Source organism: Croceitalea sp. W27, from assembly GCF_055693185.1.
On record NZ_CM146327.1, the window covers coordinates 3,293,056 to 3,317,293 of the forward strand.

Sequence of the window (24,238 nt, forward strand, 5' to 3'; positions counted from 1 at the left end):
AGATTTTAACATTTATAACGACCTTTGAGCTTACACCATTAATTAAATAGCGGAGCGATGAAACAAATGCAGCAGGCAAAAAGATTAGAAGAGTTTAAAAAATCGGTAACTAATAAGTTCAATATTTACAATAGTCTTTTTTTAAGCCTACCCTATCGGAATATCGAAAACGTTGGTATGCTGATACCATTGCTTTTTGACCATTGCGAAAAAGGACTAAAAGACGGTAAGAAACCTCAAGAAATTCTAGATACTTTTTTCAATAGTTTTGTTGGTATAACGGATGAAAGAGAACGACTCGATTTTATGTTTCGTATTATACAATATGTAGAACGCCAGGTTGTTCTTTATGACAGTGTTGAAGATTCCGCATTTCCAAAGCTTCAAGAGTATACCAACTCACTCTCAATAAAAGACTATTTCAGTTTAGTTGATAAAAATAAAAATTGGGACAAAATTGCAAAGAAGCTCTCTACCTTTAGTGCTCGTATCGTTTTGACGGCGCATCCAACTCAATTTTACACCCCAGCGGTTCTAGATATCATTACAGAGCTTCGAACACTTATTGATAGCAATCAGATTAACGATATTGACGTTACATTGCAGCAATTAGGTCTTACATCTTTGGTGAATGCTAAAAAACCCACGCCATTAGATGAGGCAAAAAACATCATATATATTTTAAGAAATACCTATTACGATGCCATAGGTGAATTGTTCCAATATGTAAAAAGCAATATTCGCGTTGCTGATTTTGCCAACTATGATATTATGAAGCTCGGTTTCTGGCCGGGTGGAGATAGAGATGGAAACCCTTTTGTTACCGCCGAGATAACAAAACAAGTTGCAGATGAGTTACGTATCAATTTGATGAAGTGTTATTACAATGATTTGAAATCGCTTCGTAAAAAGTTAACTTTTAAGGGCTTGCAAGAAGATTTGAATAAGTTGAGCGATAGCCTTTACAAATCAATGTTCGATGCGAGGGCACTGGTAAGTTATGAAGCCATAATAAGCTCGTTGATTGAAATTAGCACAAAACTAAATGAAGACTACCATGGTCTTTATTTAGAAGATTTAAATAAACTAATAGACAAAGTCCATATTTTTAAAACGCATTTTGCGACCTTGGATATTCGCCAAGACCACAGCAAACATTTGCTCGTAGTAGAGACGATTCTTAAGAAAGCGGGGGCAATTAAAGAAAGTCTAGACGAACTTTCGAAGAAGGAATTGATTAATTGGTTGCTCAAAAAAGACTTACAACTTAACGCTAAAGATTTTAAAGAAGGTCTTGTAAAAGATACCATTACCAATATTCAACAGCTTAAGGAAATTCAGGCAAGAAACGGTCAAGAAGGATGTAACCGCTACATTATTAGCAATTCTGAAGATATTTTTTCTGTTCTTTTTGTGTTTGGGTTATTTAGATGGACAGGCTGGGCAGAAGAAGATATTACCTTTGACATAGTTCCTCTTTTTGAGACAATGAAAGGTATGGATGCCGCAGAAGAAGTAATGCAAACACTTTTTGAGATTAAAGCCTACAGAAAGCATCTTGAGCGAAGACAAGAAGCACATACCATTATGCTTGGTTTTTCAGATGGTACAAAAGATGGCGGTTATTTAAAGGCAAATTGGTCTATTCTTAAAACAAAAGAAACCTTGAGCAAGGTTTGTAAAAAGAATGGTATTAAAGTGATGTTTTTTGATGGTAGGGGAGGACCACCGGCGCGCGGTGGTGGTAAAACACATCGTTTTTATGCCGCACAGACCAAAGATGTGGCCAATCATGAAATTCAATTGACCATTCAAGGGCAAACCATTACGAGTACTTACGGTACAAAAGAGCAGTTTATGCACAATTCAGAACAATTGTTGACTGCTGGGCTTAGTAATAATCTGTTCGGTAAAGAACATACAATTTCAGCCGCGCAAAGAAAGCTCATCGAAGAATTATCTGAATTGAGTTTCGCAAAATATGATGCCTTAAAACAGCACGATAAGTTTATTCCTTACTTGGAGCATCGTAGTACTTTAAAATACTATTCGAACGCCAATATCGGTAGTCGACCTGGCAAGCGTGGAAATAAAAAACAGCTTGAACTATCTGATTTAAGAGCAATATCTTTTGTAGGTTCTTGGAGTCAGCTAAAGCAAAATGTTCCGGGATATTTTGGTTTAGGAACTGCTATCAAAGCATTAGCAGACCAAGGAAGACTCAAAGAAGTAAAAAACTTGTATAAAGAAGTTCCTTTCTTTAGGGCCTTAATGTCAAATAGTATGATGTCTTTGGCAAAAACGAATTTTGACCTAACCAATTACATGAAAGACGACTCTGAATTTGGAGCGTTTTGGAATATACTTCATGAGGAATGCCAATTATCTGAAAAAATGCTTTTACAGATTTCAGGGCAAAAAATCTTGATGGAAAATGAAGCGGTCTCAAGAGAGTCTGTGAAAATAAGGGAGAAAATAGTGCTGCCTTTATTGGTAATTCAACAAAATGCTTTGTATCACATTACAAAAAACTCTGAGTTCAAATCATTATACGAAAAGATAGTGACTCGCTCACTATACGGTAATATCAACGCAAGTAGAAATTCTGCGTAATCAATTTGAAGGTAAAACTTGTTTTTATAGAGCCGTTTTGTCGGGGAATATCTTATAAAATTTATGAGGAAGCTCATCGTTTATATAGATGTCTTCTTTAGTAAAGGGATGCCTAAATTGTAATGCATAAGCGTGCAGGTACAAACCTTTACCCTTTAAAATCATATTTTTCGGACCATATTTTGCATCCCCTAGTATTGGATTTCCAATACTTGCCAAGTGTTTACGTAGTTGATGTCTTCTTCCTGTTTTAGGTTTTAATACCACCAAATTTAGTATGCCAAAGCGTTTAGAGGAAACAGAATCTAGCAAGGTGAACCTTGATTCTGATGGTTTGCCATCAATGGTTGAGGTGATTTCTCCTTGTGGGTTCATATCACCAATAGTAATGGCATAATAGGTTTTTTCAACCTTTTTGTTCTCAAATAGCGCATTGAGTATACGAATACTACTCCTTGTTTTTCCAATCAATAAAACACCAGTTGTAGCATAATCAAGTCGATGTATGGGTTGTGGCTTTACAGCGTCTATCGCTGTACTTTCTTTTAGATTTTGAGATAGGGCATTGGTAACGGTTTTAAAACTATTACCACTGACCAATATACCTGCAGGTTTATGTATTAAAGCCAAATAATCATCTTCAAACAATACTTTTAATTTAAAATCTAGCCTTTTCTTTGGTGTTTCTTCATTTGGAATGGATAGGGAAATACATTCTCCTCCCTTAATAAAGGTTGCACTAGTAGCAACGACATCGTTCACCTTGATAAATCCTTTTTTTAGAATCTTTTTTAAAGCAGATTTGGTAGAAATAGAAGTAAAGATATCAACACCATATTCTTGAAGCCGCATTGGGGTACTTAGTTTAACTGCAATATGGGTTTCAGTGTGTTGAATGTTTTCTGATTGTGATGGTTTTTAGTTTGGAGTTGTACTTAACAGAGCATAAAAAGCCTTTATCCCATATGCCATCTGCCCAATTTTTAAATTCTCATTGGGGCTATGTTGGTTGTTATCGGGGTTTACCATAGGTACAATAAAAGCAGGTATTTGTAACTCATTAATGAAAGGGGCAATGGGCACTGTTCCTCCCATAATCCGTATTTGAACAACATCTTCGTTGAACGCTTGTTTCATTGTATTAACAAGAAAATCTCCATATTCATTATCTAAATCTGTTCTAAAGGCATCGGTAACAGAGCCTTCTAGAACAGTTACGATTTTAGTATGGGTGAGCCGCTCTTCTTTTGTAGGTGCATGGTCTAAAATATGGTATCCTTGATTGGTAATATGTGATTTTACCAATTTTTTCAATCTGTTGCCATCAGATTCTGGAACCAAGCGTAAATCCAACTCGGCGGTTGCCGAGGCAGGAACAATGGTCCGGGCTTCTTTTCCTATCCATCCTGAGCCTAACCCACGAATATTCAAACTGGGGTATTGTAAGGCTTCTTGGTAAAAGCTTCCTACTTTTTCAGCTGATTTAAATTGCAACTTTTCCGCAATGGCTTGATTGCTATCCGGAACACTTTTTAGAATATTCTGCTCTGCTTCGCTAATAGTGATACCATCATAATAACCTTTTATGGTTACACGGCCTTCAGTATCTTTCATTGAAGCTAATAATTGTGCCAATTGAAAACCTGGGTTAGGAGCATAATTACCGTAATGACCGCTATGTTGCGGTTTTACAGGACCATAAGTAGTTAGAGAAAGTGTGGTAATACCGCGGCAACCATAAACGACTGTTGGTTTTGCAGAAGAATGAACTGGACCATCTGCAATTAATAAGAAATCCGCTTCTAATAGCTCTCGATACTCTTTTACCGCCGTTGGTAATGGTTTGCTACTTTTTTCTTCTTCACCATCTAAAATTACTTTTACGTTAAAAGGCAGTGTTTTTACTTCTTTCTTCAATAAATCAAAGGCATTTAATAGCATTACAATAGGGCCTTTGTCGTCTGAGGTAGAACGACCGAACAAACGCCAATTGTAATCTATACTGTCTTTTAAAGTTTCAAGGGGAATAGTTTCAAAATCATTTTCTATAGGTTGCTTTAAAACAGTTTTATAAGGACTAGCCTGATTCCATTTGCCTGGGTCAACAGATTGCCCATCAAAATGCATATAAATGAGTACCGTAGGCTTGCCTTCTTCCATAGGAAGTGTCGCAAAAAATAAGGGGTGGTTTTCAGTTTCCAATTCGGCGGTGTTAAAACCACGTTGGGTGAATTTTTCCTTAAGCCAAAAAAGATTCCTCTGAATGTCATTCGCATTTAAGGCATCGTTGGGTATAGCCACAAAATCTTGTAGTTCATTGATGGAATTTGCTACTTGTGCTTTTAGTAATAAAGAGTCTTGGGAATAAGTATATGAAATCGATATGGTTAAAATAAGCAATAGGATTACCCTCATAAGTTATTTAGTTTATAGACATATTTTAAGATTAGTTCATTTATTGGATCTCTATTTTGACTTTTTTTTCCCCGATACAATTTTAAAAGCTCTAAGTTATGTTCACTCAAAAGTTCTTCTAACCCAAAATCATTCAAATAAATAATTTTGTTATTGGTTGTATCTAATAGATAAGGGAATCTTAATTGTGCTAATTTGGCAGCTTGAATTCCAGAACCTATGGCCCCGCCTAACTTGCTCCAAAACATTGATGTTTCAGTTTCTTGAATTTGATAGTTAAATAGGTTTTCATCTTGGGATATTCCTCCAAGGAATAATAGAAATCTTCCATTATTAAGAACAGGTGAATACCATTGCTGAGCTTTATATTTAAAGCAATTAATGTATAAAGTATCTCCTGAAGAATAGGCTAGAATATTCTTTTTTATTTCCTTTCTAGAGATTGATTTATCTAAAGATGTCAAACGGTAGTCGTTCCCACCTGACATTTTAATTTCTCCTAATGTTCTTTTTTCTAATTTAAGAAAAGCATTATTTGAAGGTTTTTTTTGCTTTATTTCATTAGTGTTCATATAAATGCCTTTTGGAAATAATTGTCCAGTCGCACTAAATAAGCTGAATAATACAAGAAATACGAACAGAATACTATTTAACCCGCTAACATTTATTTTAATATGAGTGATAGATTTCACAGTTTTTTTGAGTTTAGTGGTTTTCAGACCTCATACTAAACTATGATTTTTATTAAGTAAAAACATTATAATTATTAGAAATAAAGCTATGCTTTGCTCGATTACAACTATTAACAACTTGCTAAAAGATATCAAAAAAGCTAGCAATAGGCCTTAAAAACTATAGCCAAACCCTATATAAAACCATTCTGCAGCACCTAAGCCGGTTCTAAATACAAAGCCCTTTGGAGATTGCTTTCTGTAACCTATTGATATGCTTGGGTAAAACGTACTATCATCTCCTGGTGTTATGCCTTCTTCTAAATTGTCATCATTTCTTCTACGGTCTAAAAAATACCCTAGCCCCAAACCTACTTCAAAGTGACTCTTTCCTTTTCCTGTTAGCCCTGTAACCCCTATAGCAGTCAAAAGTCCAGTGCCACTATTACTTCCACTAAAGTCCAAGGTAAAATTCCCGCCCGCTTTTGCAGTAAAATAATACGATTTAAAAAAGCCTTTCTCTTTAGTAGCAATAAGCCTGTCATAGCTAAGATGTGCCGAGTTTTCAAGTACAAAAGACCCAAGCGAGAGTTGAATTACATTTTTTGGCGCTTCTTGACTAGTATTTTCTTGTGAATAGGAATTTAGGGTAAGTAGACCGATTAAGATTAAAAAGAAGTATTTTTTCATGTTAGTGTTTATAGCTATTGGCAATACTAACATTTCAAAAAGGAAAAACCCTTCTTTATATTGATGTTTTTAATAAATTCTTTTATCTAATCGTTTTTATAAAATCAGAGATGCTTTCTATTCCATTAGAAGTCAAATATTTAATAAACGCAGAGCCTATAATTGCCCCTTTGGCAGTTTTGGTCGCTTGTTGAAAAGTTTCCGCATCTTTAATGCCAAAACCTACGATTTGCCGATTCTTTAAATTCATAGTTGCAACGCGCTCAAAGTAGTTGGTTTGCTCGTTCCCAAAACCTGATTTAGAACCGGTAACACTTGCAGAACTTACCATATAAATAAAGCCGTCAGAGGCTTCATCAATTTGACGAATACGTTCCTCACTGGTCTGTGGTGTAATCAAGAATACATTAAGTAGTCCGTATTTTTTAAAAGTGGCTTCATAATCTGCTTGATACACATCTAAAGGTAAATCGGGCATAATAATCCCGTCAATACCAATTTCAGAGCACTTTTTGCAAAAGGCTTCCACACCATACTGAAGCATGGGATTAAAATAACCCATTACAATCAGTGGAATGGACACAGTTTCTCTAATTCTGGCAAGTTGCTCAAAAAGCTTTTCGGTGGTCATCCCATTTTTTAGTGCGGCGGTAGAGCTATCTTGAATGATTGGTCCATCAGCTAACGGGTCGCTAAATGGTAGTCCAATCTCAATCATATCTACCCCATTTCGCTCTAAATCTTGAATGATTTGTACCGTGTCATTTAAACTTGGATAACCAGCAGTAAAATATATCGAAAGAAGTTTTTTATCCTCCTGTAGTTTTTGATGAATCCTATTCATTTTACGCCAACTTAAAGTAATCAATATAGGTTTGTAAATCTTTATCCCCACGACCAGATAAACTGATCACGACCACATCATCAGGTTGAAATTTTTTATGGTCAAAAATAGCGAAGGCATGGCCTGTTTCTATTGCGGGAATGATTCCTTCCAACTGCGAAAGTTCCAATCCAGCGGTCATCGCTTCATCATCTGTGGCAGAGTAAAATTCTGCTCTACCAGATTTATGTAAATGCGAATGCATTGGTCCAACCCCAGGATAATCCAATCCAGCAGAAATTGAATAGGGTTCCGTTATTTGTCCGTCAGTTGTTTGCATCAACATGGTTTTACAACCATGAATTATACCTACTTTTCCTAATGCAGAAGTAGCGGCACTTTCACCGGTTTCAACGCCTTTTCCGGCTGCCTCAACAGCTATGATACCTACTTGGGGCTCATTAAGAAAATGATAGTAGGTGCCCGCGGCATTACTGCCACCACCAATACATGCTACCACATAGTCAGGATTTTCACGTCCTTCTTTTTCTTTCAGTTGCCATCTGATTTCTTCTGAAATTACCGATTGAAAACGGGTAACCATATCAGGGTAGGGGTGTGGCCCAATTGCAGAACCAATAATGTAATGTGTGTCCACCGGATTATTAATCCAATCGCGAATCGCTTCATTAGTAGCATCCTTTAAAGTTCTGCTCCCAGAAAGCGCAGGGCGGACTTCGGCACCGAGCATCTTCATACGGGCAACGTTTGGTGCTTGGCGTTCGATATCTATTTCACCCATATAAACAATACACTCCATTCCCATAAGGGCACAAACAGTGGCCGTGGCCACACCGTGTTGTCCGGCGCCAGTTTCAGCTATAATTCTCTTCTTACCCAGTTTTTGAGCCATTAAAATTTGGCCTATGGTATTGTTTACTTTGTGTGCACCTGTATGGTTTAAATCTTCTCGTTTTAAATAGATTTTGCAATTGTGCTTTTCGGAAAGGCGTTTGGCAAAGTAAAGTGGGGAAGGTCGCCCTACATAATCTTTTAAAAGTTGATGGAATTCTTTTTGAAAAGATTCTTCATACATGATATCCAAATACTTTTGACGTAGCTCTTCTACATTTGGGTATAACATTTCAGGTATAAATGCTCCTCCAAATTCCCCATAATATCCTTTTTCGTTAGCGTGATAATTCATAGTTGTCAGTTTTAAGTTGACAGTATTAAGTAATGGTTGATTAGTTATTTGTCTTTAAAATGAAACCTTTTTAAATCATTATTTAATAATCAATGTTTCCTTAAACTCTTTTATTTTTTTTATATCCTTTAGGCCGGGCTCCAATTCAAATTTACTATTCACGTCTATTGCGTGACAGTATTGAGATTCCGGTCTTTTTAAAAACTCATGTATCGATGTTAATTCTTCTATACCTATTCCCCCACTTAAAAAATATGGTTTGGTTGAGGGATAGTTTTTTAAAACAGACCAATTAAAGGTGTAACCATTGCCCCCGGGTAATTTACCCTTGGTATCAAAAAGGTAAAAATCACAAACATCTTCAAAGTGTCGTAATTGCTCAAAGTTGAAGCTGTCTTTTATTGAAAAAACCTTAATAATTTTTAGTTGCGGCACACGTTTTTTTAGTTCATCGCAAAAGGCAGGGCTTTCCTCCCCATGTAGCTGAACATAAAGTAAGCCGAACTGCTCGACCAAATGCTTGATTTCGACTATTGTTGCATTGACAAAAACGCCTACTTTTTTAATACTATGGGGAATAGCAGGCATATCACCTTTAAAATAGCGTTTTGATGGCTCCCAAAAAATAAAGCCCAGATAATCCGGCTTCAATCCTGCCACCTCTGATGTATTGTCATTCATGCCACAGACTTTCAACTGTAAGGACACTTTGTCTTTAGTTGTATGATTTTTGTCTTTATTGGTATAATAATAATCCATCGGTTACTTCAATTTTTGAATAAACTCCTTAGCGCTTTTACCGGGATTGTTAGTTTTCATGAAATTTTCACCTATCAAAAATCCTTCGTAACCAAATTGTTTTAAGTCTCTAATGGCCTCTAGGGAACTGATGCCGCTTTCTGAAACTTTCACAAAATCATCAGGAATAATTTTAGCAAGACTTTTGCTGGTATCTAAATCAACCTCAAAAGTCTTAAGATTACGATTGTTTACGCCTAACATATCCAAGCTTGGCATAATCGATTTATGTAACTCCTCTTCGTTATGTACTTCTAAAAGAACATCTAAATCTAAACTTTTAGCAAGTTCAGAAAAGGTTTTTATTTTTTCTTTTGATAAAACTGCGGCTATTAGCAAGATTACATCGGCCCCGTTCGACTTAGCCTCAATAATCTGGTATTCATCAATGATAAATTCTTTTCGTAATAAAGGCATAGTCACAGAAGCTCTTGCCAATTGTAAATCTTCTAGTGAACCACCAAAGTATTTGATATCGGTCAAAACACTCATACCGCACACATCAGCTTTTTGATAACCAATGGCAACTTGCCCCACATTGGTATTTTGATTTATGGTGCCTTTGGATGGTGAGCGTCTTTTGTGTTCTGCAATTATTCCGGTCGAACTATTTTGCAATGCTGAAGCCAAAGAATTTCTCGTCCTTTTGAAAAGAACAGACTGTTCCAATTGCGCAACGGGAAGAAGCGATTTTTTTAAGTCGACTTCCTTGTATTTATCGGCTACTATTTTATCAAGTATGTTCATGTTCTATTTTTTGTCATTTCGACATGAGTTTCGCGATTGAGAAATCAATTTTTACTTAGTTCCTGTAATTTCTTTAATGCTTTTAATCCGTTACCATTTAGTAATGACTCTTTAGCCTTTTCAAAACCTTCTGCTGGACTAATGTCTTCAACCGTAGCGATAGCAACCCCTGCATTGGCACAAACCACATTATTTTGGGCTTCGGTACCTTTTCCATTTAGCACATTCATAAATATTTGGGCAGAATCTGGAATATCGTTTCCACCAACAATTTCATTTGCTTTAATAGCTGTTATACCGAAATCTGAGGGTTTTAATATGGCTTCCGAACCATTTGAAATAGTCTTGGTATCACCTGTTAAACTTATTTCATCGTATCCGTCAAGAGCATGGAGTATGGTGAAATTTTTATCAGTATTCTGGTATAGATATCCATACATTCTGGCCAATTCTAAGTTAAAAACCCCAACCATTTGGTTTTTAGGAAACGCTGGATTTACCATAGGCCCCAACATATTAAAAAAGGTCTTCACCGCCAATTCTCTACGTATTGGAGCTACATTTTTCATTGCAGGGTGAAATAGAGGTGCATGTAATACACAGATACCGGCCTCATCAATCGATTTTTTTAGGAAATCGGCATCATTACTAAATTTAATACCCAAAAATTCCATAACGTTGCTACTGCCACATTTAGAGGAAACTCCGTAATTACCATGCTTCGTAACTTTGATTCCCGCTCCGGCGGTAACAAAAGAGGATAGCGTAGAAATATTAAAAGTGTCCTTGCCATCACCACCCGTGCCACATAAATCTATAGGATTATATTCAGCTAAATCAACGGCTAAACATAATTCTAAAAGTGCATCTCGAAAACCTTCCAATTCTTCTATAGTTATGCTACGCATCATATATACCGTTAAAAATGCGGCTATCTGGCTTGTATTATAATCCCCTTTGGCAATATTTACCAAAATCTGTTTGGCATCTTCCTTTTCAAGAATCTCGTGATTAATTAATCTATTTAGGGTCTCTTTCATTTTTGTAACCAATTTTTTAGTATTCGCTTGCCTTGAGGAGTTAAAACTGACTCAGGATGAAATTGAACTGCTCTGACGTCAAATTCTTTGTGCCTTAACGACATTACTTGTCCGTTTTCATCAAAGGAAGTGGCTTTTAAACTATCCGGTAAATTTGAATTTACTACCCACGAATGATAGCGACCGACTTCTATGTTTTTAGGTAAACCTTTAAAAATATAATCTTCTTCGACAATTTCTATTGTTGTAGCAACACCATGATATACCTGGTCTAGATTGATTAAACTACCTCCAAAAACTTCACCAATGGCCTGCTGCCCTAGACAAACACCTAGTATTCGTTTTTTGTTCGCATAGGTTTTGATGATTTCTTTTAAAAGGCCTGCTTCATCTGGAATACCAGGGCCGGGAGAAAGTACTACTTCTTCAAAGTCATCAATTTCACTTAACGTTAATTGGTCGTTACGTTTAACAATTACTTCGCAATCTAAATCTTCAAGATAGTGCACCAGGTTATAGGTGAAACTATCATAATTATCTATCATTAATATTTTTCTCTCCATCTAGATAGTTTCAGCAATTTCAAGCGCTTTATTTAAAGCTCCGAGTTTGTTATAGGTTTCTTGTAATTCGTCTTCTGCATCAGAGGCAGCAACCAAGCCGGCACCGGCTTGAAAATGTAATTCATGGTCTTTGCTTAAAAAGGTTCTAATCATAATGGCATGGTTGAAGTTTCCTTTAAAATCCATGAAGCCGATAGCGCCTCCGTAATAACCTCTGCTGGTTTTTTCATACTTTTCAATGAGCTGCATGGCCATATGTTTAGGAGCACCACTTAAGGTACCTGCGGGAAAAGTATCGGCAACAATTTTCAAGGTTGAAATATCGGGCTTTTTCATACCTGTAACTTTAGAAACCAAATGAATGACATGTGAAAAATATTGCACCTCGCGATAGGTTTCTACATTCACAAGATTGCCATTTCTGCTAAGGTCGTTTCTGGCTAGATCAACCAACATTACATGTTCGCTATTTTCTTTATCATCTTGCGCTAATTGCTTTGCTAGTTCTGCATCTTTTTCATCATTGCCGGTGCGTTTATACGTTCCTGCAATAGGATGGATTTCTGCCTTACCGTCTTTTACGATCAATTGCGCTTCTGGAGAACTGCCAAAAATCTTAAAATCTCCGTAATCAAAAAAGAAAAGATAAGGTGATGGATTTATAGAACGAAGTGCCCGGTACACATTGAATTCATCGCCTTTAAAGCTTTGCGAGAACCTTCGGGAAAGTACCAATTGAAAAACATCACCTCTTTGACAGTGCTTTTTTGCCAGTGCGACCTGTTCTTTAAAAGCATCATCTTCTAGATTAGTTTTTACATCTCCGTCTTTAGAAAAGTTATAGGAAGCAAAACTTCTTACTTTGAGTACTTGCTCTAACTGTGGAATATTATTTTCAGTTTCAAAACAGTGTGCGAAAAGATAAGCCTCGTTTTTAAAATGATTAATGGCAATTACATTTTGGTATACAGCATAATAGATGTCAGGAATAGCAACTGAATTATCTTTTTTTGAAATTTCAACATCCTCAAAATAGCGAACGGCATCATAAGCCATAAAACCAAAGAGCCCGTTCGTAATGAACTTAAAATCTTGATTTTCTACTTCAAATTTTTTGCTAAAGGCATCAATTTCTTGGGTAACGTCTATCTCATCTGTTATTTTAATGACATCACTGCTGCCATCCGGATAATGTTTGGTAATTATTTCATCTTCAATTTTAATTGAGGCAATAGGATTGCAGCAGATATATGAAAAGCTATTGTCGTTGGCATGATAATCACTACTCTCAAGTAAGAGGCTATTAGGAAATTTATCCCTAATCTTTAAATACACGCTTACCGGGGTAATGGTATCTGCTAGAATTTTTTTATAGTGGGTCTGTAATTTAAATTTCATTTTAAGGTCATAAATTAAAAAAGGCCTGTCGTGATGACAAGCCTTTATATATTTTTCAATAGGGACTAGTTCACGATGTACGTCGCAAAGTATTCCACCACCAGTTGTTGTTCAAAGTTTTCATTGGGTCAAATATAGAAATCAATTTTAAACTATCAAATAAAGTTATGTTATAAAAAAACATCCTGTCCAAAGACAGGATGTAGTAATTTTCTTTTTCAATTATTGGTAAAGACTAAAATTCTAAATCTACTACCAAATCAAATTCGTCATAAATAGCTTTATCTGCTGCTGCTCCAAATAAGGTTGAACCATATTTTACATCATATTTGGTTCTATCTACTTTTAGACTGGCCGTTGCTTTGCTTCCATATATAGAAATATCAAACGTCACCGGTTCGGTAATTCCCTTTATGGTCAAATCTCCTGTTACTTCATATGAGTTTTTGCCAGATGCAATTACATCTGTAAATACTAAAGTTGAAGTCGGATTTGCAGCAGTTGAAAAGAAATCATCAGAATGTAAATGACCGTCTAATTTTCCTTTGTAATCGCCTTCTAAATCAGTCGTATTTATGGTAGTCATATCTACTGTAAATTCACCTCCGGTAAGTTTATCACCGTCAAACTCTAATGTTCCAGACTTTAGGGTAATAGTACCCGTATGTGATCCGGTCACTTTATAGGCTTTCCAGGTTACCTTACTAGTTTCTGTGTTTACTTCTTTTTTTTCACCATCTATGGGGTTTGCCATAGTGGTTGCTCCGAATACCAAGGCCAATGCTAAACTTAAAATGTTCTTTTTCATTTTTCTAAAATTAAATTTTGTTGATTTTTGTTGTTATGTATTAAATATGGGTAAATAATTCCTTTTTTGATTTACGAACTTTGGCATAATGTTGCGTTTGATCTTCTTCAGACCTATACCCAATGGGTAATACCACGGTTGCCGTCAATCCTTTTTCTGTAAGCCCTAAGATTTCATCATATTTATCAGCTTCAAAACCTTCCATTGGGCAAGTGTCTATTTTTAACTCTGCTGCTGCCTGCATTAAGTTTCCTAAAGCTATGTATGCTTGTTTGGCGGTCCAATTTTCTTTAGCCTCCCTAGGTAAATCTAAAAGATTAGACTTCATAAAGTCACTGTACTCTTTTAAGCTTTCTTCTGGAATATTTCTTGTTGTTGAAACGTTCGATACGTAACTATCGACAAGTTCAGAACCAAAATTAGTTAGGCTCGCCAATACAATGAGGTGAGAAGCATCTGTAATCTGTGATTGTCCCCAAGAAACAGGTTTTAACTTTTCCCTTATGTCCTTATTTTCAATAATAAGAATTTGGTAAGGCTGCAATCCGTATGAAGAGGCACTTAAGCGCGTTGCTTCAAGCAAAGTTTCAAAATCTTCTGACGATACTTTTTTAGTAGCGTCAAATTTCTTGGTGGCATAACGCCAAGTTCTATTTTCTAAAGTGTTGTTCATTTTTAAAATTTATCTAATAAAGTATTTAATTCTTCTAAATCTTGATGGGTAAAGCCTACTAAAACCTCAGCTTCGGCAAGTTCTATGGCTTTGTCCATTTCTTTTAACGACTGTTCTCCTTCTGAGGTAATATTTATTTCTATCTTACGTCTGTTTGAAGAACATATTTGTCTTTTTACAAAACCCTTGGGTAAAAGCTTATCAACCAACCTGGTAGTATTGCTCATTTTGGTGACCATACGTTCATTGAGCGTCGAAAGGTTTGCCGGGGAGCCTTTTTGCCCTCTTAAAATCCGTAAAACATTGAACTGCTGCAATGAAACATCAAAGGGTTTAAGAGCTTGGGTCATAGCATCATTGAGTTTTGAGTTAACTAAGGATAAATGAATTATGGTCTTAGTCTCAATGGGCATTTCCTTTTTGGTCTTAATTATCTTTTCAACATTCATGTCATTACAATAATTGTATATACAAATGTATGATAATTATCAGCATACTTCAAAATTTACACAAGCTAATTTTGTGTTAAAGCTTTAATAAGCCTTTTGAGTTTATTTAATTTTAAGCTTTAAATAACACTAAATGAAACAATTACTGCTTTTGGGGATTTTATCACTAGTATTTTTAAGTTCCTGTGGTTCAAAAAATAAGGCCGAGGCCACTACGGTTATAGAAGTTAAAACTGAAGCTGATTTATCTGAAAAAGAGGTTGTAATTGAATTCCCCATTTATGACTACGAAGGTTTAAGACCTCTACTGGAAAGAAAAGATGACAAAACCTACATTATAAACTTTTGGGCCACTTGGTGCAAACCCTGTGTTGCAGAACTTCCAGATTTTGAAAGAACATACGCTGAACAAAAGAATAACAATGTAGAAATGGTTTTGGTCAGTCTCGATATGCCTTCAATGTGGAAGAAAAAATTGGTTCCGTTTGTAAAAGAAAAAGAATTGAAAGGCCAAGTTGTAATTTTAGACGATCCAAAAATGAATGAATGGATACCTAAGATTGATGCGGATTGGGAGGGCGGAATTCCGGCGACTTTGATTTACAATAAGGAAAAACGAACTTTTTATCCTCATGGTTTTACCTATGAGGAGCTCAATACTGAACTAGATAAATTTTTAAGCGAATAGATATGAAGAAATTTAAGATAATTGGACTACTAATTTTAGTCGTAATTACGATGTCATTTGTAAATAGCGGTAAAGCAGTATTAGGTTATGAAATAGGGGATGTCGCAACTGATTTTTCATTGAAAAATATTGACGGTAATATGATTTCTCTTGCCGATTATAAAGAAGCAAAAGGGTTCTTTGTAATATTCACCTGTAATACATGCCCTTATGCCGTAGCGTATGAAGATAGAATTATAGCTTTGAATGAAAAATACAAGTCTAGAGGTTTTCCGGTAATTGCCATAAACCCCAATAACCCCGAGGTTAAACCAGGGGATAGTTTTGAGGAAATGAAGTCAAGGGCCAAAGAAAAAGGTTTTAATTTTCCTTATGTCTTGGACGAAGGCCAAAAGATATACCCTCAATATGGAGCGACCAAAACACCACACGTATACCTTTTAGAAAAAACGGATAAGGGCAATGTCGTTAGATATATCGGCGCCATAGATGATAATTATCAAGATGCCGCGAAAGTAGAAGAAAAATATGCAGAAAATGCAGTTGATGCCCTTTTGGCCGGTGAAGAAGTAAAAGTCACAAAGACTAGGGCGATAGGATGTTCAATAAAAGTTTAATTAGAAAAATAAATAGTTTTAAGTCTGAAGTTATGCTCCGGACTTTTATTTTTACAAAACTTAATTTAACTAAAAAGATGGATTTAACACAAGAAGAATGGTCTGAGCAACTTAAAAATGATGATAACGCTTTTATCTTGGATGTTCGTACCCCTGAAGAAGTTGAAGAAGGCTATATTCCCAACGCTACTAACATAGATATCTACTTAGGACAAGAATTTTTAGATGAACTTGAAAAATTGGATAAATCCAAAAACTTTTATGTGTACTGCCGTTCAGGCAATAGAAGTGGGCAAGCCTGTGCTATTATGAATAGCATAGGAATAGAAAACGCGTATAACTTAGAAGGAGGTTTTATGAATTGGGATGGGGATAGAGTAGAATAGAAACCACCACTATTTCTTCTTAGACCCATGCGCGAAGACCTATTGCATTTTATTTGGAAAACTAAAAAGTTGCCATTAGGGCAACTGGAAACTTCCAAAAAAGAGCCTCTTATCATACACGGTTCAGGCCTGCACAATCAAAACGCGGGTCCTGACTTTTTTAATGCGCAAATTGAAATCAATGGACAATTATGGGCCGGTAATGTAGAAATACATTTGAAAGCTTCTGATTGGTATGCTCATAATCATGAGACCGACCCCAATTATGACAATGTAATTCTACATGTAGTTTGGGAACATGATGTTGCCGTTTTTAGAAAAGATAATTCTGAAATTGCGACTTTAGAACTAAAAAATTATATAAGCCCTTCCCTTCTTGAGGCTTATATGGCCCTAATGGATAATCCGAAGCGAAAGTTTATCAATTGTGAGAAAGACTTTAAATCGGTAAACCAATTTCAAATAGAAAATTGGTTAGAAAGACTATATATTGAAAGACTCGAGTCAAAGTCAGCACTAGTTTTCACTTTATTGAAACAATCGAACAATGATTGGGAGCAAGTGCTTTTTTCGATGTTACTAAAGAATTTTGGAACGGCTTTAAATGGTAACGCATTTTTGAGTATTTCAGAAGCATTAGACTTTTCAGTAGTTAGAAAACTTCAGAACAGTTCGATTGCTTTGGAAAGTTTATTTTTCGGAATGGCCAATTTATTAGAAGACCAAGAGGTTACCGATGAGTACTATCAAAACCATCAAAAAGAATTTAATTTTCTACGTACCAAATTCCAGCTAAATAATGAACAGGTATTAAAACCTAATTTTTTTGGTTTAAGACCTAATAACTTTCCTACACTAAGGTTGTCTCAGTTGGCAAATCTATATAGTACAAATCACCACCTATTTAGTAAACTTACTGAAGTAAAGAAGATAGACGAGATATATGTGCTATTTGATCTTTACGCAAATTCATATTGGGATACCCATTTTACATTCGGTAAAGAGTCAAAACCAAGAAAAAAGAAATTGACTAAGAATTTTATCGACCTTATTATCATCAATACGATTATACCGATTAAATTCTCTTATGCCAAGAGCTTGGGTAAAACAATAGATGATACCTTGTTTCTTTTGATGAGAAACCTGAAGCCCGAAAAGAATTCAATCATTGAAAAATACGACAGCATTGGGTCTAAAACTAAAAACGCTTTCGAGAGTCAATCGAAATTGCAGTTGTACAATCAGTATTGTAAAGAAAATAAATGTTTACAATGTAGTTTAGGCATAACCCTTTTAAATGAAAATGGCTAATTTTGAGTATGCGCTGGATATATGACATACTATACTACTTTCAAAAAAGGGGTTTCGAAGTCTGCCGAAGAATTGCAGAACGCTGGGGTATCAGGGCAAGAGTTGTCCGTACCACGTTTATTTATTTGACTTTCGCCACCCTCGGTTTCGGGTTTGCTTTATATCTTTTTATCGCTTTCTGGTTAAAGATTAAAGACCTTGTCTACACAAAGCGAACATCAGTATTTGATTTATAACTATGCTAAAGCTATTTAAATCGAAGATAGCATGGGCACTAACCTTAATGTGCCTCGTTCTTGCGATTGGTGTTTTAGGGTATCACTACTACTACAACTTTACGTGGGTAAATGCTTTTTACATGACCGTAATTACGGTGACTACCGTGGGGTTTTCAGAGGTGCGTCCGCTTGGGGAAGATGCTAAGATTTTTACCGTATTTTTAATAATATCAAGTGTATTCATATTTGGTTTTGCCATTTCTGTGATATCAGAATATATTTTGAGTAAAAACTCATTACAACTTTTAAAGAAAAAGCGTGTGAAGAATAAAATTAATGGTCTTTCAAATCATGTAATCGTTTGTGGTTTTGGTCGAAACGGAAAGCAAGCTGCTGAAAAACTAAGTGCTTATAATAAGCCCTTTGTAGTTATAGAAAAAGATGAAAAGATTATAGAGGCTCATGAAGATGAGGTTCTGTTCGTTCAAGGTGATGTAAATGAAGACGAGATTTTATTAGCGGCAGGTATTGAAAGGGCGCAGTATTTGGTGACCGCGTTACCCGATGATGCAGTTAATCTTTTTGTGGTTTTATCAGCTAGACAAATGAACAATGAGTTGTTCATTATAAGTAGGGCATCTCAGTTAACTTCTGTTAAAAAGCTTGAATTTGCAGGCGCAAATAAGGTTATCATGCCAGATAAAATCGGGGGTGACCATATGGCTTCATTGGTCGTAATGCCAGATTTAATAACCTTTATGGATAAACTTTCTATGGAAGGTGAGCATACTACGAACTTAGAGGAGGTTAAAATTGATAATCTTGCCAGTAAAATGGTTTGTAATTCAATTCGCGATTTAGACCTTCGGAGAAAAACAGGGTGCACCATTATTGGCTATATTACGCCAAGCGGAAATTACATTATCAATCCGGAAGCCGATTTAGAACTAGAGCCCAAGGGCAAGGTTATTGTTTTGGGTAGGCCAGAACAAATAAATAAACTCAATCTTATGTTTCAATTAGATTAGTTTAACCCTTGCAAAATTTGATTCAGATGTTTTTTTTTAGGATATTGTCAACTTTACAACAACTTAATGTAACCAAATAACATATTATGAAGTATAGACTTCTTACGATTTTGTCTTTTCTCTTACCATTATTTGCAATTGCTCAAGAAGCAGAAGAAAAAGGCCTTGATGAAAAAGTTAATGACGCTTTTATGCCTTTTGCCTCATGGTGGGAAGGTTTTGTATTAACTACGGTTCCTGTTGGGGAGTATAATATCCCCATAGTTCTAATCTTACTTGTTCTTGGGGCCACTTTTTTTACAATTTATTTCAAATTTCCGAATATTTTAAAATTTCCTTTGGCCATCAATGTGGTTAGAGGTAAATATGAAGAGGTAGAAAAATATGGTCTTGAGAAAGTTGAGATGCACATGACCGATGATGGTGATATTCCCGATACGATTCGCGATGAAAGCGAAGAGGGTGAAGTAAGCCACTTTCAAGCTTTGGCCACAGCCGTTTCTGGTACCGTTGGTTTAGGAAATATTGCCGGTGTAGCCGTAGCAATAGCTATTGGAGGTCCTGGAGCAACATTTTGGATGATTGTTTGTGGACTTATAGGGATGTCAACCAAATTTGTTGAATGTACCCTTGGCGTAAAGTATAGAGATGTAGGTGCAGATGGTACAGTTTATGGTGGCCCTATGTATTATTTATCAAGAGGATTAAAAGCTAAAGGCCTAACAGGTTTAGGTAAAGTGTTAGCTGGGGTTTTTGCCATTTTATGTGTTGGGGCTTCTTTTGGTGGCGGTAACGCTTTCCAATCAAATCAAGCTGCTGTGCAATTGACCACAATGTTCGATTTACAGGGTGGGGCAGTAGGTGTTGTCATTGGTTTAATACTTGCAGTATTAGTAGGTATTGTAATTATTGGGGGTATTAAAAAGATAGCCAGTGTTACAGAAAAGATTGTTCCCTTTATGGCTATTATTTATGTAATCGCTTCTTTGATAATAATCTTTGCTAACATCAAGTATATTGGTGATGCCTTCGGAATGATTTTTAGCGGTGCCTTTAGCCCTGAAGCTGGTTTAGGCGGTATTTTAGGTGTTATAATTGTTGGCTTTCAAAGAGCTGCCTTTTCAAATGAAGCAGGTGCTGGTTCGGCTGCAATTGCACATTCGGCCGTAAAGACCAAATACCCTGCAAGTGAGGGTATTGTTGCCTTGTTGGAGCCATTTATTGATACTGTTGTAATTTGTACCATGACCGCTCTGGTTATTATTTTCTTTAATATGGATGCTGGAGCATTCGATTATGGAAATGCTGTTGGTAGTACGGTATTATTAAACGATTCAGGTGCTTATATCGGAGGCGTCGATTTGACATCCATGGCTTACGATTCGGTAATTCCAGGATTCAGGTATGTTCTAACAATAGCAATAGTTCTTTTTGCTTTCTCTACCATGATTTCATGGTCATATTATGGATTGCAGTCTTGGAAATATCTTTTCGGTAGAGGTAGAACCGCAGATATCGTTTATAAAGTTTTATTTCTACTATTTGTAGTCATCGGGGCTGCGGCAACATTAGATGCTGTAATCAAGTTTTCAGATGCTATGATTCTTGCTTTAGTATTTCCGAATATGATAGGGCTACTTATCTTATTTCCTAAGGTGAAAGAAGAACTCAACAAGTACGTAGATGCCATAAAAAAAGCATATTCATAAAGTAGTAGATTGAAAAATTTTAAATCCCACTTCCGGTTTAATAAACAAGAACGAAGTGGGATTTTCTTTTTGCTACTAATCATAGTGTTTCTGCAAGGAGTATTTTTCTATGTGAAGCTAAAACCTTTTAAGCTTGAAGCTTCTAGAATAACTGTAGACGAAGCCGAACAGTCTAGAATAGACAGTTTAAAGCAGGTTTCTCGACTGAAAGATACTTTTAAAATATACCCCTTTAACCCCAACTTTATTACAGATTACAAAGGATATACACTGGGGATGTCCGTTGAAGAAATAGATAGACTTATCGCCTTTAGAAGTTCAAACAAATACATAAATTCGAAAGAAGAATTTCAACAAGTCACTAGGGTCAATGATTCATTGTTGAATAAAATTGCTCCTTATTTCAAGTTCCCTGATTGGGTGAAAGCTGACAAAAAGCAAGCTTCACAAAATACGTCTACCAATGTAAAGACAGAAACTGCAGTGGTCGTTGGTGATTTAAATCAGGTTACGGCTACCGACTTGAGGACGATCAATGGAATTGGAACCAAGCTATCCGCACGTATTATAAAATTTAGAGATAGATTAGGCGGTTTTTTGGTTGACGACCAATTGTATGATGTTTATGGTTTGGATGTTGAGGTGGCCAATAGGGCTTTAAAAAAGTTTCAGGTGTTACATCCACCAAGAATTGAAAAGATTAATATAAATTCTGCTACGGTTAAAGAAATTGCTTCGTTGGTATATATTTCCTACCCTCTTGCAGAAAAAATTGTTGATTTGAGAGATGTTAGCGGAGGTATTAATTCCTTTGACGAATTAACGAATCTTGACGGTTTTCCTTCAGAGAAACTCGAGAGAATAGCATTATATTTGTCACTCTAAAAAATTACGCATGAATAGTATGTACTTCACAGAAGAACATCAACTTTTTAGGGAAAGCCTAAAAGATTTTTTACAGAAAGAAGTAGTTCCTCACATAGATAAATGGGAAGAGAAAGGTACCATTGAACGGTTTATTTGGAAAAAGTTCGGTGAGATGGGTTATTTTGGTTTAGCTACCCCAGAAAGCCATGAAGGATTAGGGCTAGATCTTTTCTACACGGTTATCTTCCTTGAAGAATTGCAAAAGATAAATTCTGGTGGCTTTGCGGCCGCAATGTGGGCACATGTTTACTTGGCCATGACACATTTAAATAAAAATGCGAATGAAGACCAAAAGCAAGCATATTTAATCCCTAGCGTTAATGGCGAAAAAATAGGTTGTTTAGGGGTTACCGAGCCTTTTGGCGGTAGCGATGTCGCTGGAATGCGCACCACCGCTGAGCGTAAAGGAGATGTTTACATTATCAATGGCTCAAAGACATTTATCACCAATGGAGTCTATGGAGATTATATCATATTGGCGGCAAAGACCGACCCGGCAGCGGGCAATAAAGGAATAAGCATATTTATTGTTGATAGAAATAGCCCTGGGGTTTCGGCAAACAAATTAAATAAATTAGGATGGAGAGCATCTGATACCGCAGAGTTGGCATTTGATAATGTGGAGGTCCCTGTATCTAATTTAATGGGTGAAGAAGGTAAGGGTTTTACCTTTATTATGGAAGCCTTTGCGTTGGAGCGCCTGGTCATGGGTGTAAATGCACATGCTAGGGCAGAGTATACCTTAGATTATGCCTTGCAGTATATGTCTGAACGAGAAGCTTTTGGGCAGACCATAAATAAATTTCAGGCCTTGCGTCATCGTTTTGTGGATTTACATGCAGATATGGAACTGTGTAAGCATTATAATTATGCAGTAGTTGCTATGCTTGATAAAGGGGAGTATGCCGTGAAAGAAGCAACCATATCAAAACTCAAGTCAACTAAAATGGCCGATGAAGTCGCATATGACTGTCTTCAGTTTTTGGGTGGTTACGGCTATATTGAAGATTATCCCATGGCAAGAATGCTTAGGGATAGTAGGTTAGGCCCAATAGGGGGCGGGACTTCAGAAATATTGCGTGAAATTATTGCCAAGATCGTAATTGATAAAAAAGAGTATCGTTCACCTGGTAAATAATAGATTACTTAAAATATTATGGAATAAATCTTTTTTAGATAAATTTCATTTGTATATTTGCATCCCCGTTTAAGAACGGGTATCACTTAAAGAAGGGAGGTTGTAGCCAATGTTAATTATACCAGTAAAAGAAGGAGAAAATATCGATAGGGCTTTAAAGCGTTTCAAGCGAAAGTTTGACAAAACCGGTACGATGCGTCAATTGCGTAAGCGTCAACAGTTTACAAAACCTTCGGTAAAGCGTAGAGCAGAAATTCAAAAGGCAGAATATATTCAAGGCCTAAGAGATAAAGAGGAAATTTAAAGTCCACTAAGATTCTACATAATACAAACCCGTTCAACATTGAACGGGTTTTTTTATTGGGTAATTTTGAAAAGGTAAAAGCGTAACTTTGAAATATGTCAGTAGAGGCTTTTGTTTCTTATTTATCCTTAGAGAAAAACTATTCTCGACATACCGTAAATGCCTATCATAAAGATATTTTAGAGTTTATATCTTTTACTACTGCGGAATATGATAAGGCACAAATTGATGCTATTCCATACACTATTATTAGAAGTTGGATAGTTAAACTCGTCAATAAAGGTATCTCGAACAGAACCGTAAACAGAAAAATCGCTTCATTAAAAGCCTACTATAAGTTTCTTCAGAAAATAGGAGCTATCTCCAAGAATCCATTGGCCAAACACAAGGCACTAAAGACCAAGAAGAAAATAGAGGTTCCTTTCTCAGAATTGGAGATGGAGAAAATTTTAAAACAGATTCCTTTTGGAGATGATTTTGAAGGTGTGCGTGATAAGTTGTTGATAGAGCTTTTATATTCTACAGGAATACGTCGTGCCGAGTTGATAAATTTAAAGAAGAGCGACATCAATAGCTCAAAAACTACGCTAAAGGTCCTAGGTAAGCGAAATAAAGAGCGTATTTTACCGCTATTGCCGACTATTCTTCCTTTGTTGAATACATACATTGAGGAGCGTTCAAAGCTAGAAATTGTTATTGATAGTGATTCACTTTTATTGACAAAATCAGGTTATAAAATATACGAAACTCTTGTTTATAGGGTTATAAATAAGTATCTTAGTATGGTTAGTCCTAAGGTCAAAAAGAGTCCACACATTCTTAGACACACTTTCGCAACACATTTGTTGAACAAGGGGGCTGATTTAAATGCTGTGAAAGAGTTGTTAGGGCATTCAAGCTTGGCATCGACCCAAGTATATACTCATAATAGTATCGCTGAACTAAAGAAAGTATATGCAAATGCCCATCCTAGAAACAAAGAGTAAAATCTTTGTAACTGTTTAACCTGTCTGTATC

Annotated in this window: 26 protein-coding genes; 12 read left to right on the forward strand and 14 right to left on the reverse strand. The window is 36.1% G+C overall.

Annotation, left to right across the window (positions count from 1 at the left end; all coding sequences use genetic code 11):
• Positions 1-66: 66 nt before the first annotated feature.
• On the forward strand, positions 67-2,613 hold the full coding sequence (locus ACZ1GR_RS14875) for a phosphoenolpyruvate carboxylase (RefSeq protein WP_472611825.1): 2,547 nt from the start codon (positions 67-69) through the stop codon (positions 2,611-2,613).
• Positions 2,614-2,637: 24 nt separating this feature from the next.
• Here ACZ1GR_RS14875 and ACZ1GR_RS14880 read toward each other — a convergent pair whose 3' ends face one another.
• The 14 genes from ACZ1GR_RS14880 to ACZ1GR_RS14945 form a co-directional block, all read right to left on the reverse strand.
• On the reverse strand, positions 2,638-3,465 hold the full coding sequence (locus tag ACZ1GR_RS14880) for an RluA family pseudouridine synthase (RefSeq protein ID WP_472609687.1): 828 nt from the start codon (positions 3,463-3,465) through the stop codon (positions 2,638-2,640).
• Positions 3,466-3,531: 66 nt separating this feature from the next.
• Positions 3,532-5,028, reverse strand: coding sequence for a M20/M25/M40 family metallo-hydrolase (locus tag ACZ1GR_RS14885; protein ID WP_472609688.1), 1,497 nt, complete (start codon positions 5,026-5,028; stop codon positions 3,532-3,534).
• A complete protein-coding gene (locus tag ACZ1GR_RS14890; protein WP_472609689.1) occupies positions 5,025-5,600 on the reverse strand; it encodes a DUF6563 family protein in 576 nt (191 codons plus the stop codon). Before ACZ1GR_RS14890 ends, ACZ1GR_RS14885 begins: the two co-directional genes overlap by 4 nt.
• A gap of 273 nt (positions 5,601-5,873) precedes the next feature.
• A complete protein-coding gene (locus ACZ1GR_RS14895; protein ID WP_472609690.1) occupies positions 5,874-6,389 on the reverse strand; it encodes a hypothetical protein in 516 nt (171 codons plus the stop codon).
• Between the two features lie 82 nt (positions 6,390-6,471).
• A complete protein-coding gene (trpA, locus tag ACZ1GR_RS14900) occupies positions 6,472-7,233 on the reverse strand; it encodes a tryptophan synthase subunit alpha (RefSeq protein ID WP_472609691.1) in 762 nt (253 codons plus the stop codon).
• Position 7,234: 1 nt separating this feature from the next.
• Positions 7,235-8,419 (reverse strand): tryptophan synthase subunit beta, encoded by a 1,185-nt coding sequence (gene trpB, locus ACZ1GR_RS14905; protein WP_472609692.1) that lies wholly within the window; start codon positions 8,417-8,419, stop codon positions 7,235-7,237.
• A gap of 78 nt (positions 8,420-8,497) precedes the next feature.
• Complete coding sequence (locus ACZ1GR_RS14910) at positions 8,498-9,178, reverse strand: phosphoribosylanthranilate isomerase (RefSeq protein ID WP_472609693.1); 681 nt, start codon at positions 9,176-9,178, stop codon at positions 8,498-8,500.
• 3 nt (positions 9,179-9,181) lie between these two features.
• Positions 9,182-9,964 carry an indole-3-glycerol phosphate synthase TrpC gene (trpC, locus tag ACZ1GR_RS14915; protein ID WP_472609694.1) on the reverse strand — a complete coding sequence of 261 codons (783 nt, stop codon included), beginning with the start codon at positions 9,962-9,964 and terminating at the stop codon, positions 9,182-9,184.
• 44 nt (positions 9,965-10,008) lie between these two features.
• Complete coding sequence (trpD, locus tag ACZ1GR_RS14920; RefSeq protein ID WP_472609695.1) at positions 10,009-11,004, reverse strand: anthranilate phosphoribosyltransferase; 996 nt, start codon at positions 11,002-11,004, stop codon at positions 10,009-10,011.
• Positions 11,001-11,567: an anthranilate synthase component II gene (locus ACZ1GR_RS14925; protein ID WP_472609696.1), complete on the reverse strand. Its 567-nt coding sequence runs from the start codon at positions 11,565-11,567 to the stop codon at positions 11,001-11,003. The genes trpD and ACZ1GR_RS14925 overlap by 4 nt, the downstream gene beginning before the upstream one ends.
• Positions 11,568-12,965, reverse strand: coding sequence for an anthranilate synthase component I family protein (locus ACZ1GR_RS14930; protein WP_472609697.1), 1,398 nt, complete (start codon positions 12,963-12,965; stop codon positions 11,568-11,570).
• 235 nt (positions 12,966-13,200) lie between these two features.
• Positions 13,201-13,773, reverse strand: coding sequence for a YceI family protein (locus ACZ1GR_RS14935; protein ID WP_472609698.1), 573 nt, complete (start codon positions 13,771-13,773; stop codon positions 13,201-13,203).
• Positions 13,774-13,813: 40 nt separating this feature from the next.
• The gene (locus tag ACZ1GR_RS14940; RefSeq protein ID WP_472609699.1) at positions 13,814-14,446 is read right to left on the reverse strand and encodes an NAD(P)H-dependent oxidoreductase; all 633 of its coding nucleotides are present in this window, start codon (positions 14,444-14,446) and stop codon (positions 13,814-13,816) included.
• Positions 14,447-14,448: 2 nt separating this feature from the next.
• A complete protein-coding gene (locus ACZ1GR_RS14945; RefSeq protein WP_472609700.1) occupies positions 14,449-14,895 on the reverse strand; it encodes a MarR family winged helix-turn-helix transcriptional regulator in 447 nt (148 codons plus the stop codon).
• Positions 14,896-15,028: 133 nt separating this feature from the next.
• On the opposite strand from ACZ1GR_RS14945, the gene ACZ1GR_RS14950 reads away from it, so the two are divergent.
• The 11 genes from ACZ1GR_RS14950 to ACZ1GR_RS15000 all read left to right on the forward strand — a co-directional run bounded on the left by ACZ1GR_RS14950 (position 15,029) and on the right by ACZ1GR_RS15000 (position 24,207).
• Positions 15,029-15,583, forward strand: coding sequence for a TlpA disulfide reductase family protein (locus tag ACZ1GR_RS14950; RefSeq protein WP_472609701.1), 555 nt, complete (start codon positions 15,029-15,031; stop codon positions 15,581-15,583).
• A 2-nt stretch (positions 15,584-15,585) separates the two neighbouring features.
• The gene (locus ACZ1GR_RS14955; RefSeq protein WP_472609702.1) at positions 15,586-16,200 is read left to right on the forward strand and encodes a thioredoxin family protein; all 615 of its coding nucleotides are present in this window, start codon (positions 15,586-15,588) and stop codon (positions 16,198-16,200) included.
• Between the two features lie 77 nt (positions 16,201-16,277).
• On the forward strand, positions 16,278-16,586 hold the full coding sequence (locus ACZ1GR_RS14960) for a rhodanese-like domain-containing protein (protein ID WP_472609703.1): 309 nt from the start codon (positions 16,278-16,280) through the stop codon (positions 16,584-16,586).
• Positions 16,587-16,613: 27 nt separating this feature from the next.
• The gene (locus ACZ1GR_RS14965; RefSeq protein WP_472609704.1) at positions 16,614-17,897 is read left to right on the forward strand and encodes a DUF2851 family protein; all 1,284 of its coding nucleotides are present in this window, start codon (positions 16,614-16,616) and stop codon (positions 17,895-17,897) included.
• A gap of 8 nt (positions 17,898-17,905) precedes the next feature.
• The gene (locus tag ACZ1GR_RS14970) at positions 17,906-18,133 is read left to right on the forward strand and encodes a PspC domain-containing protein (protein WP_311386474.1); all 228 of its coding nucleotides are present in this window, start codon (positions 17,906-17,908) and stop codon (positions 18,131-18,133) included.
• A 2-nt stretch (positions 18,134-18,135) separates the two neighbouring features.
• A complete protein-coding gene (locus tag ACZ1GR_RS14975; protein ID WP_472609705.1) occupies positions 18,136-19,143 on the forward strand; it encodes a potassium channel family protein in 1,008 nt (335 codons plus the stop codon).
• An 86-nt stretch (positions 19,144-19,229) separates the two neighbouring features.
• Positions 19,230-20,852, forward strand: a complete 1,623-nt coding sequence (locus tag ACZ1GR_RS14980; protein ID WP_472609706.1) for an alanine/glycine:cation symporter family protein — start codon at positions 19,230-19,232, stop codon at positions 20,850-20,852.
• A gap of 9 nt (positions 20,853-20,861) precedes the next feature.
• Positions 20,862-21,737 carry a ComEA family DNA-binding protein gene (locus tag ACZ1GR_RS14985; RefSeq protein ID WP_472609707.1) on the forward strand — a complete coding sequence of 292 codons (876 nt, stop codon included), beginning with the start codon at positions 20,862-20,864 and terminating at the stop codon, positions 21,735-21,737.
• Between the two features lie 10 nt (positions 21,738-21,747).
• On the forward strand, positions 21,748-22,917 hold the full coding sequence (locus tag ACZ1GR_RS14990; protein WP_472609708.1) for an acyl-CoA dehydrogenase family protein: 1,170 nt from the start codon (positions 21,748-21,750) through the stop codon (positions 22,915-22,917).
• A 109-nt stretch (positions 22,918-23,026) separates the two neighbouring features.
• On the forward strand, positions 23,027-23,221 hold the full coding sequence (rpsU, locus tag ACZ1GR_RS14995; protein ID WP_054559369.1) for a 30S ribosomal protein S21: 195 nt from the start codon (positions 23,027-23,029) through the stop codon (positions 23,219-23,221).
• Positions 23,222-23,316: 95 nt separating this feature from the next.
• Positions 23,317-24,207, forward strand: coding sequence for a tyrosine-type recombinase/integrase (locus ACZ1GR_RS15000; RefSeq protein ID WP_472609709.1), 891 nt, complete (start codon positions 23,317-23,319; stop codon positions 24,205-24,207).
• Positions 24,208-24,238 lie beyond the last annotated feature (31 nt).

What these genes read in the sequence shown, in the direction of transcription:
- ACZ1GR_RS14875 (WP_472611825.1), top strand. Translation starts at nt 67, where the DNA reads ATGCAGCAGGCAAAAAGATTAGAAGAGTTTAAAAAATCGGTAACTAAT.
- ACZ1GR_RS14880 (WP_472609687.1), bottom strand. Translation starts at nt 3,465, where the DNA reads ATGCGGCTTCAAGAATATGGTGTTGATATCTTTACTTCTATTTCTACC.
- ACZ1GR_RS14885 (WP_472609688.1), bottom strand. Translation starts at nt 5,028, where the DNA reads ATGAGGGTAATCCTATTGCTTATTTTAACCATATCGATTTCATATACT.
- ACZ1GR_RS14890 (WP_472609689.1), bottom strand. Translation starts at nt 5,600, where the DNA reads ATGAACACTAATGAAATAAAGCAAAAAAAACCTTCAAATAATGCTTTT.
- ACZ1GR_RS14895 (WP_472609690.1), bottom strand. Translation starts at nt 6,389, where the DNA reads ATGAAAAAATACTTCTTTTTAATCTTAATCGGTCTACTTACCCTAAAT.
- trpA (WP_472609691.1), bottom strand. Translation starts at nt 7,233, where the DNA reads ATGAATAGGATTCATCAAAAACTACAGGAGGATAAAAAACTTCTTTCG.
- trpB (WP_472609692.1), bottom strand. Translation starts at nt 8,419, where the DNA reads ATGAATTATCACGCTAACGAAAAAGGATATTATGGGGAATTTGGAGGA.
- ACZ1GR_RS14910 (WP_472609693.1), bottom strand. Translation starts at nt 9,178, where the DNA reads ATGGATTATTATTATACCAATAAAGACAAAAATCATACAACTAAAGAC.
- trpC (WP_472609694.1), bottom strand. Translation starts at nt 9,964, where the DNA reads ATGAACATACTTGATAAAATAGTAGCCGATAAATACAAGGAAGTCGAC.
- trpD (WP_472609695.1), bottom strand. Translation starts at nt 11,004, where the DNA reads ATGAAAGAGACCCTAAATAGATTAATTAATCACGAGATTCTTGAAAAG.
- ACZ1GR_RS14925 (WP_472609696.1), bottom strand. Translation starts at nt 11,567, where the DNA reads ATGGAGAGAAAAATATTAATGATAGATAATTATGATAGTTTCACCTAT.
- ACZ1GR_RS14930 (WP_472609697.1), bottom strand. Translation starts at nt 12,965, where the DNA reads ATGAAATTTAAATTACAGACCCACTATAAAAAAATTCTAGCAGATACC.
- ACZ1GR_RS14935 (WP_472609698.1), bottom strand. Translation starts at nt 13,773, where the DNA reads ATGAAAAAGAACATTTTAAGTTTAGCATTGGCCTTGGTATTCGGAGCA.
- ACZ1GR_RS14940 (WP_472609699.1), bottom strand. Translation starts at nt 14,446, where the DNA reads ATGAACAACACTTTAGAAAATAGAACTTGGCGTTATGCCACCAAGAAA.
- ACZ1GR_RS14945 (WP_472609700.1), bottom strand. Translation starts at nt 14,895, where the DNA reads ATGAATGTTGAAAAGATAATTAAGACCAAAAAGGAAATGCCCATTGAG.
- ACZ1GR_RS14950 (WP_472609701.1), top strand. Translation starts at nt 15,029, where the DNA reads ATGAAACAATTACTGCTTTTGGGGATTTTATCACTAGTATTTTTAAGT.
- ACZ1GR_RS14955 (WP_472609702.1), top strand. Translation starts at nt 15,586, where the DNA reads ATGAAGAAATTTAAGATAATTGGACTACTAATTTTAGTCGTAATTACG.
- ACZ1GR_RS14960 (WP_472609703.1), top strand. Translation starts at nt 16,278, where the DNA reads ATGGATTTAACACAAGAAGAATGGTCTGAGCAACTTAAAAATGATGAT.
- ACZ1GR_RS14965 (WP_472609704.1), top strand. Translation starts at nt 16,614, where the DNA reads ATGCGCGAAGACCTATTGCATTTTATTTGGAAAACTAAAAAGTTGCCA.
- ACZ1GR_RS14970 (WP_311386474.1), top strand. Translation starts at nt 17,906, where the DNA reads ATGCGCTGGATATATGACATACTATACTACTTTCAAAAAAGGGGTTTC.
- ACZ1GR_RS14975 (WP_472609705.1), top strand. Translation starts at nt 18,136, where the DNA reads ATGCTAAAGCTATTTAAATCGAAGATAGCATGGGCACTAACCTTAATG.
- ACZ1GR_RS14980 (WP_472609706.1), top strand. Translation starts at nt 19,230, where the DNA reads ATGAAGTATAGACTTCTTACGATTTTGTCTTTTCTCTTACCATTATTT.
- ACZ1GR_RS14990 (WP_472609708.1), top strand. Translation starts at nt 21,748, where the DNA reads ATGAATAGTATGTACTTCACAGAAGAACATCAACTTTTTAGGGAAAGC.
- rpsU (WP_054559369.1), top strand. Translation starts at nt 23,027, where the DNA reads ATGTTAATTATACCAGTAAAAGAAGGAGAAAATATCGATAGGGCTTTA.
- ACZ1GR_RS15000 (WP_472609709.1), top strand. Translation starts at nt 23,317, where the DNA reads ATGTCAGTAGAGGCTTTTGTTTCTTATTTATCCTTAGAGAAAAACTAT.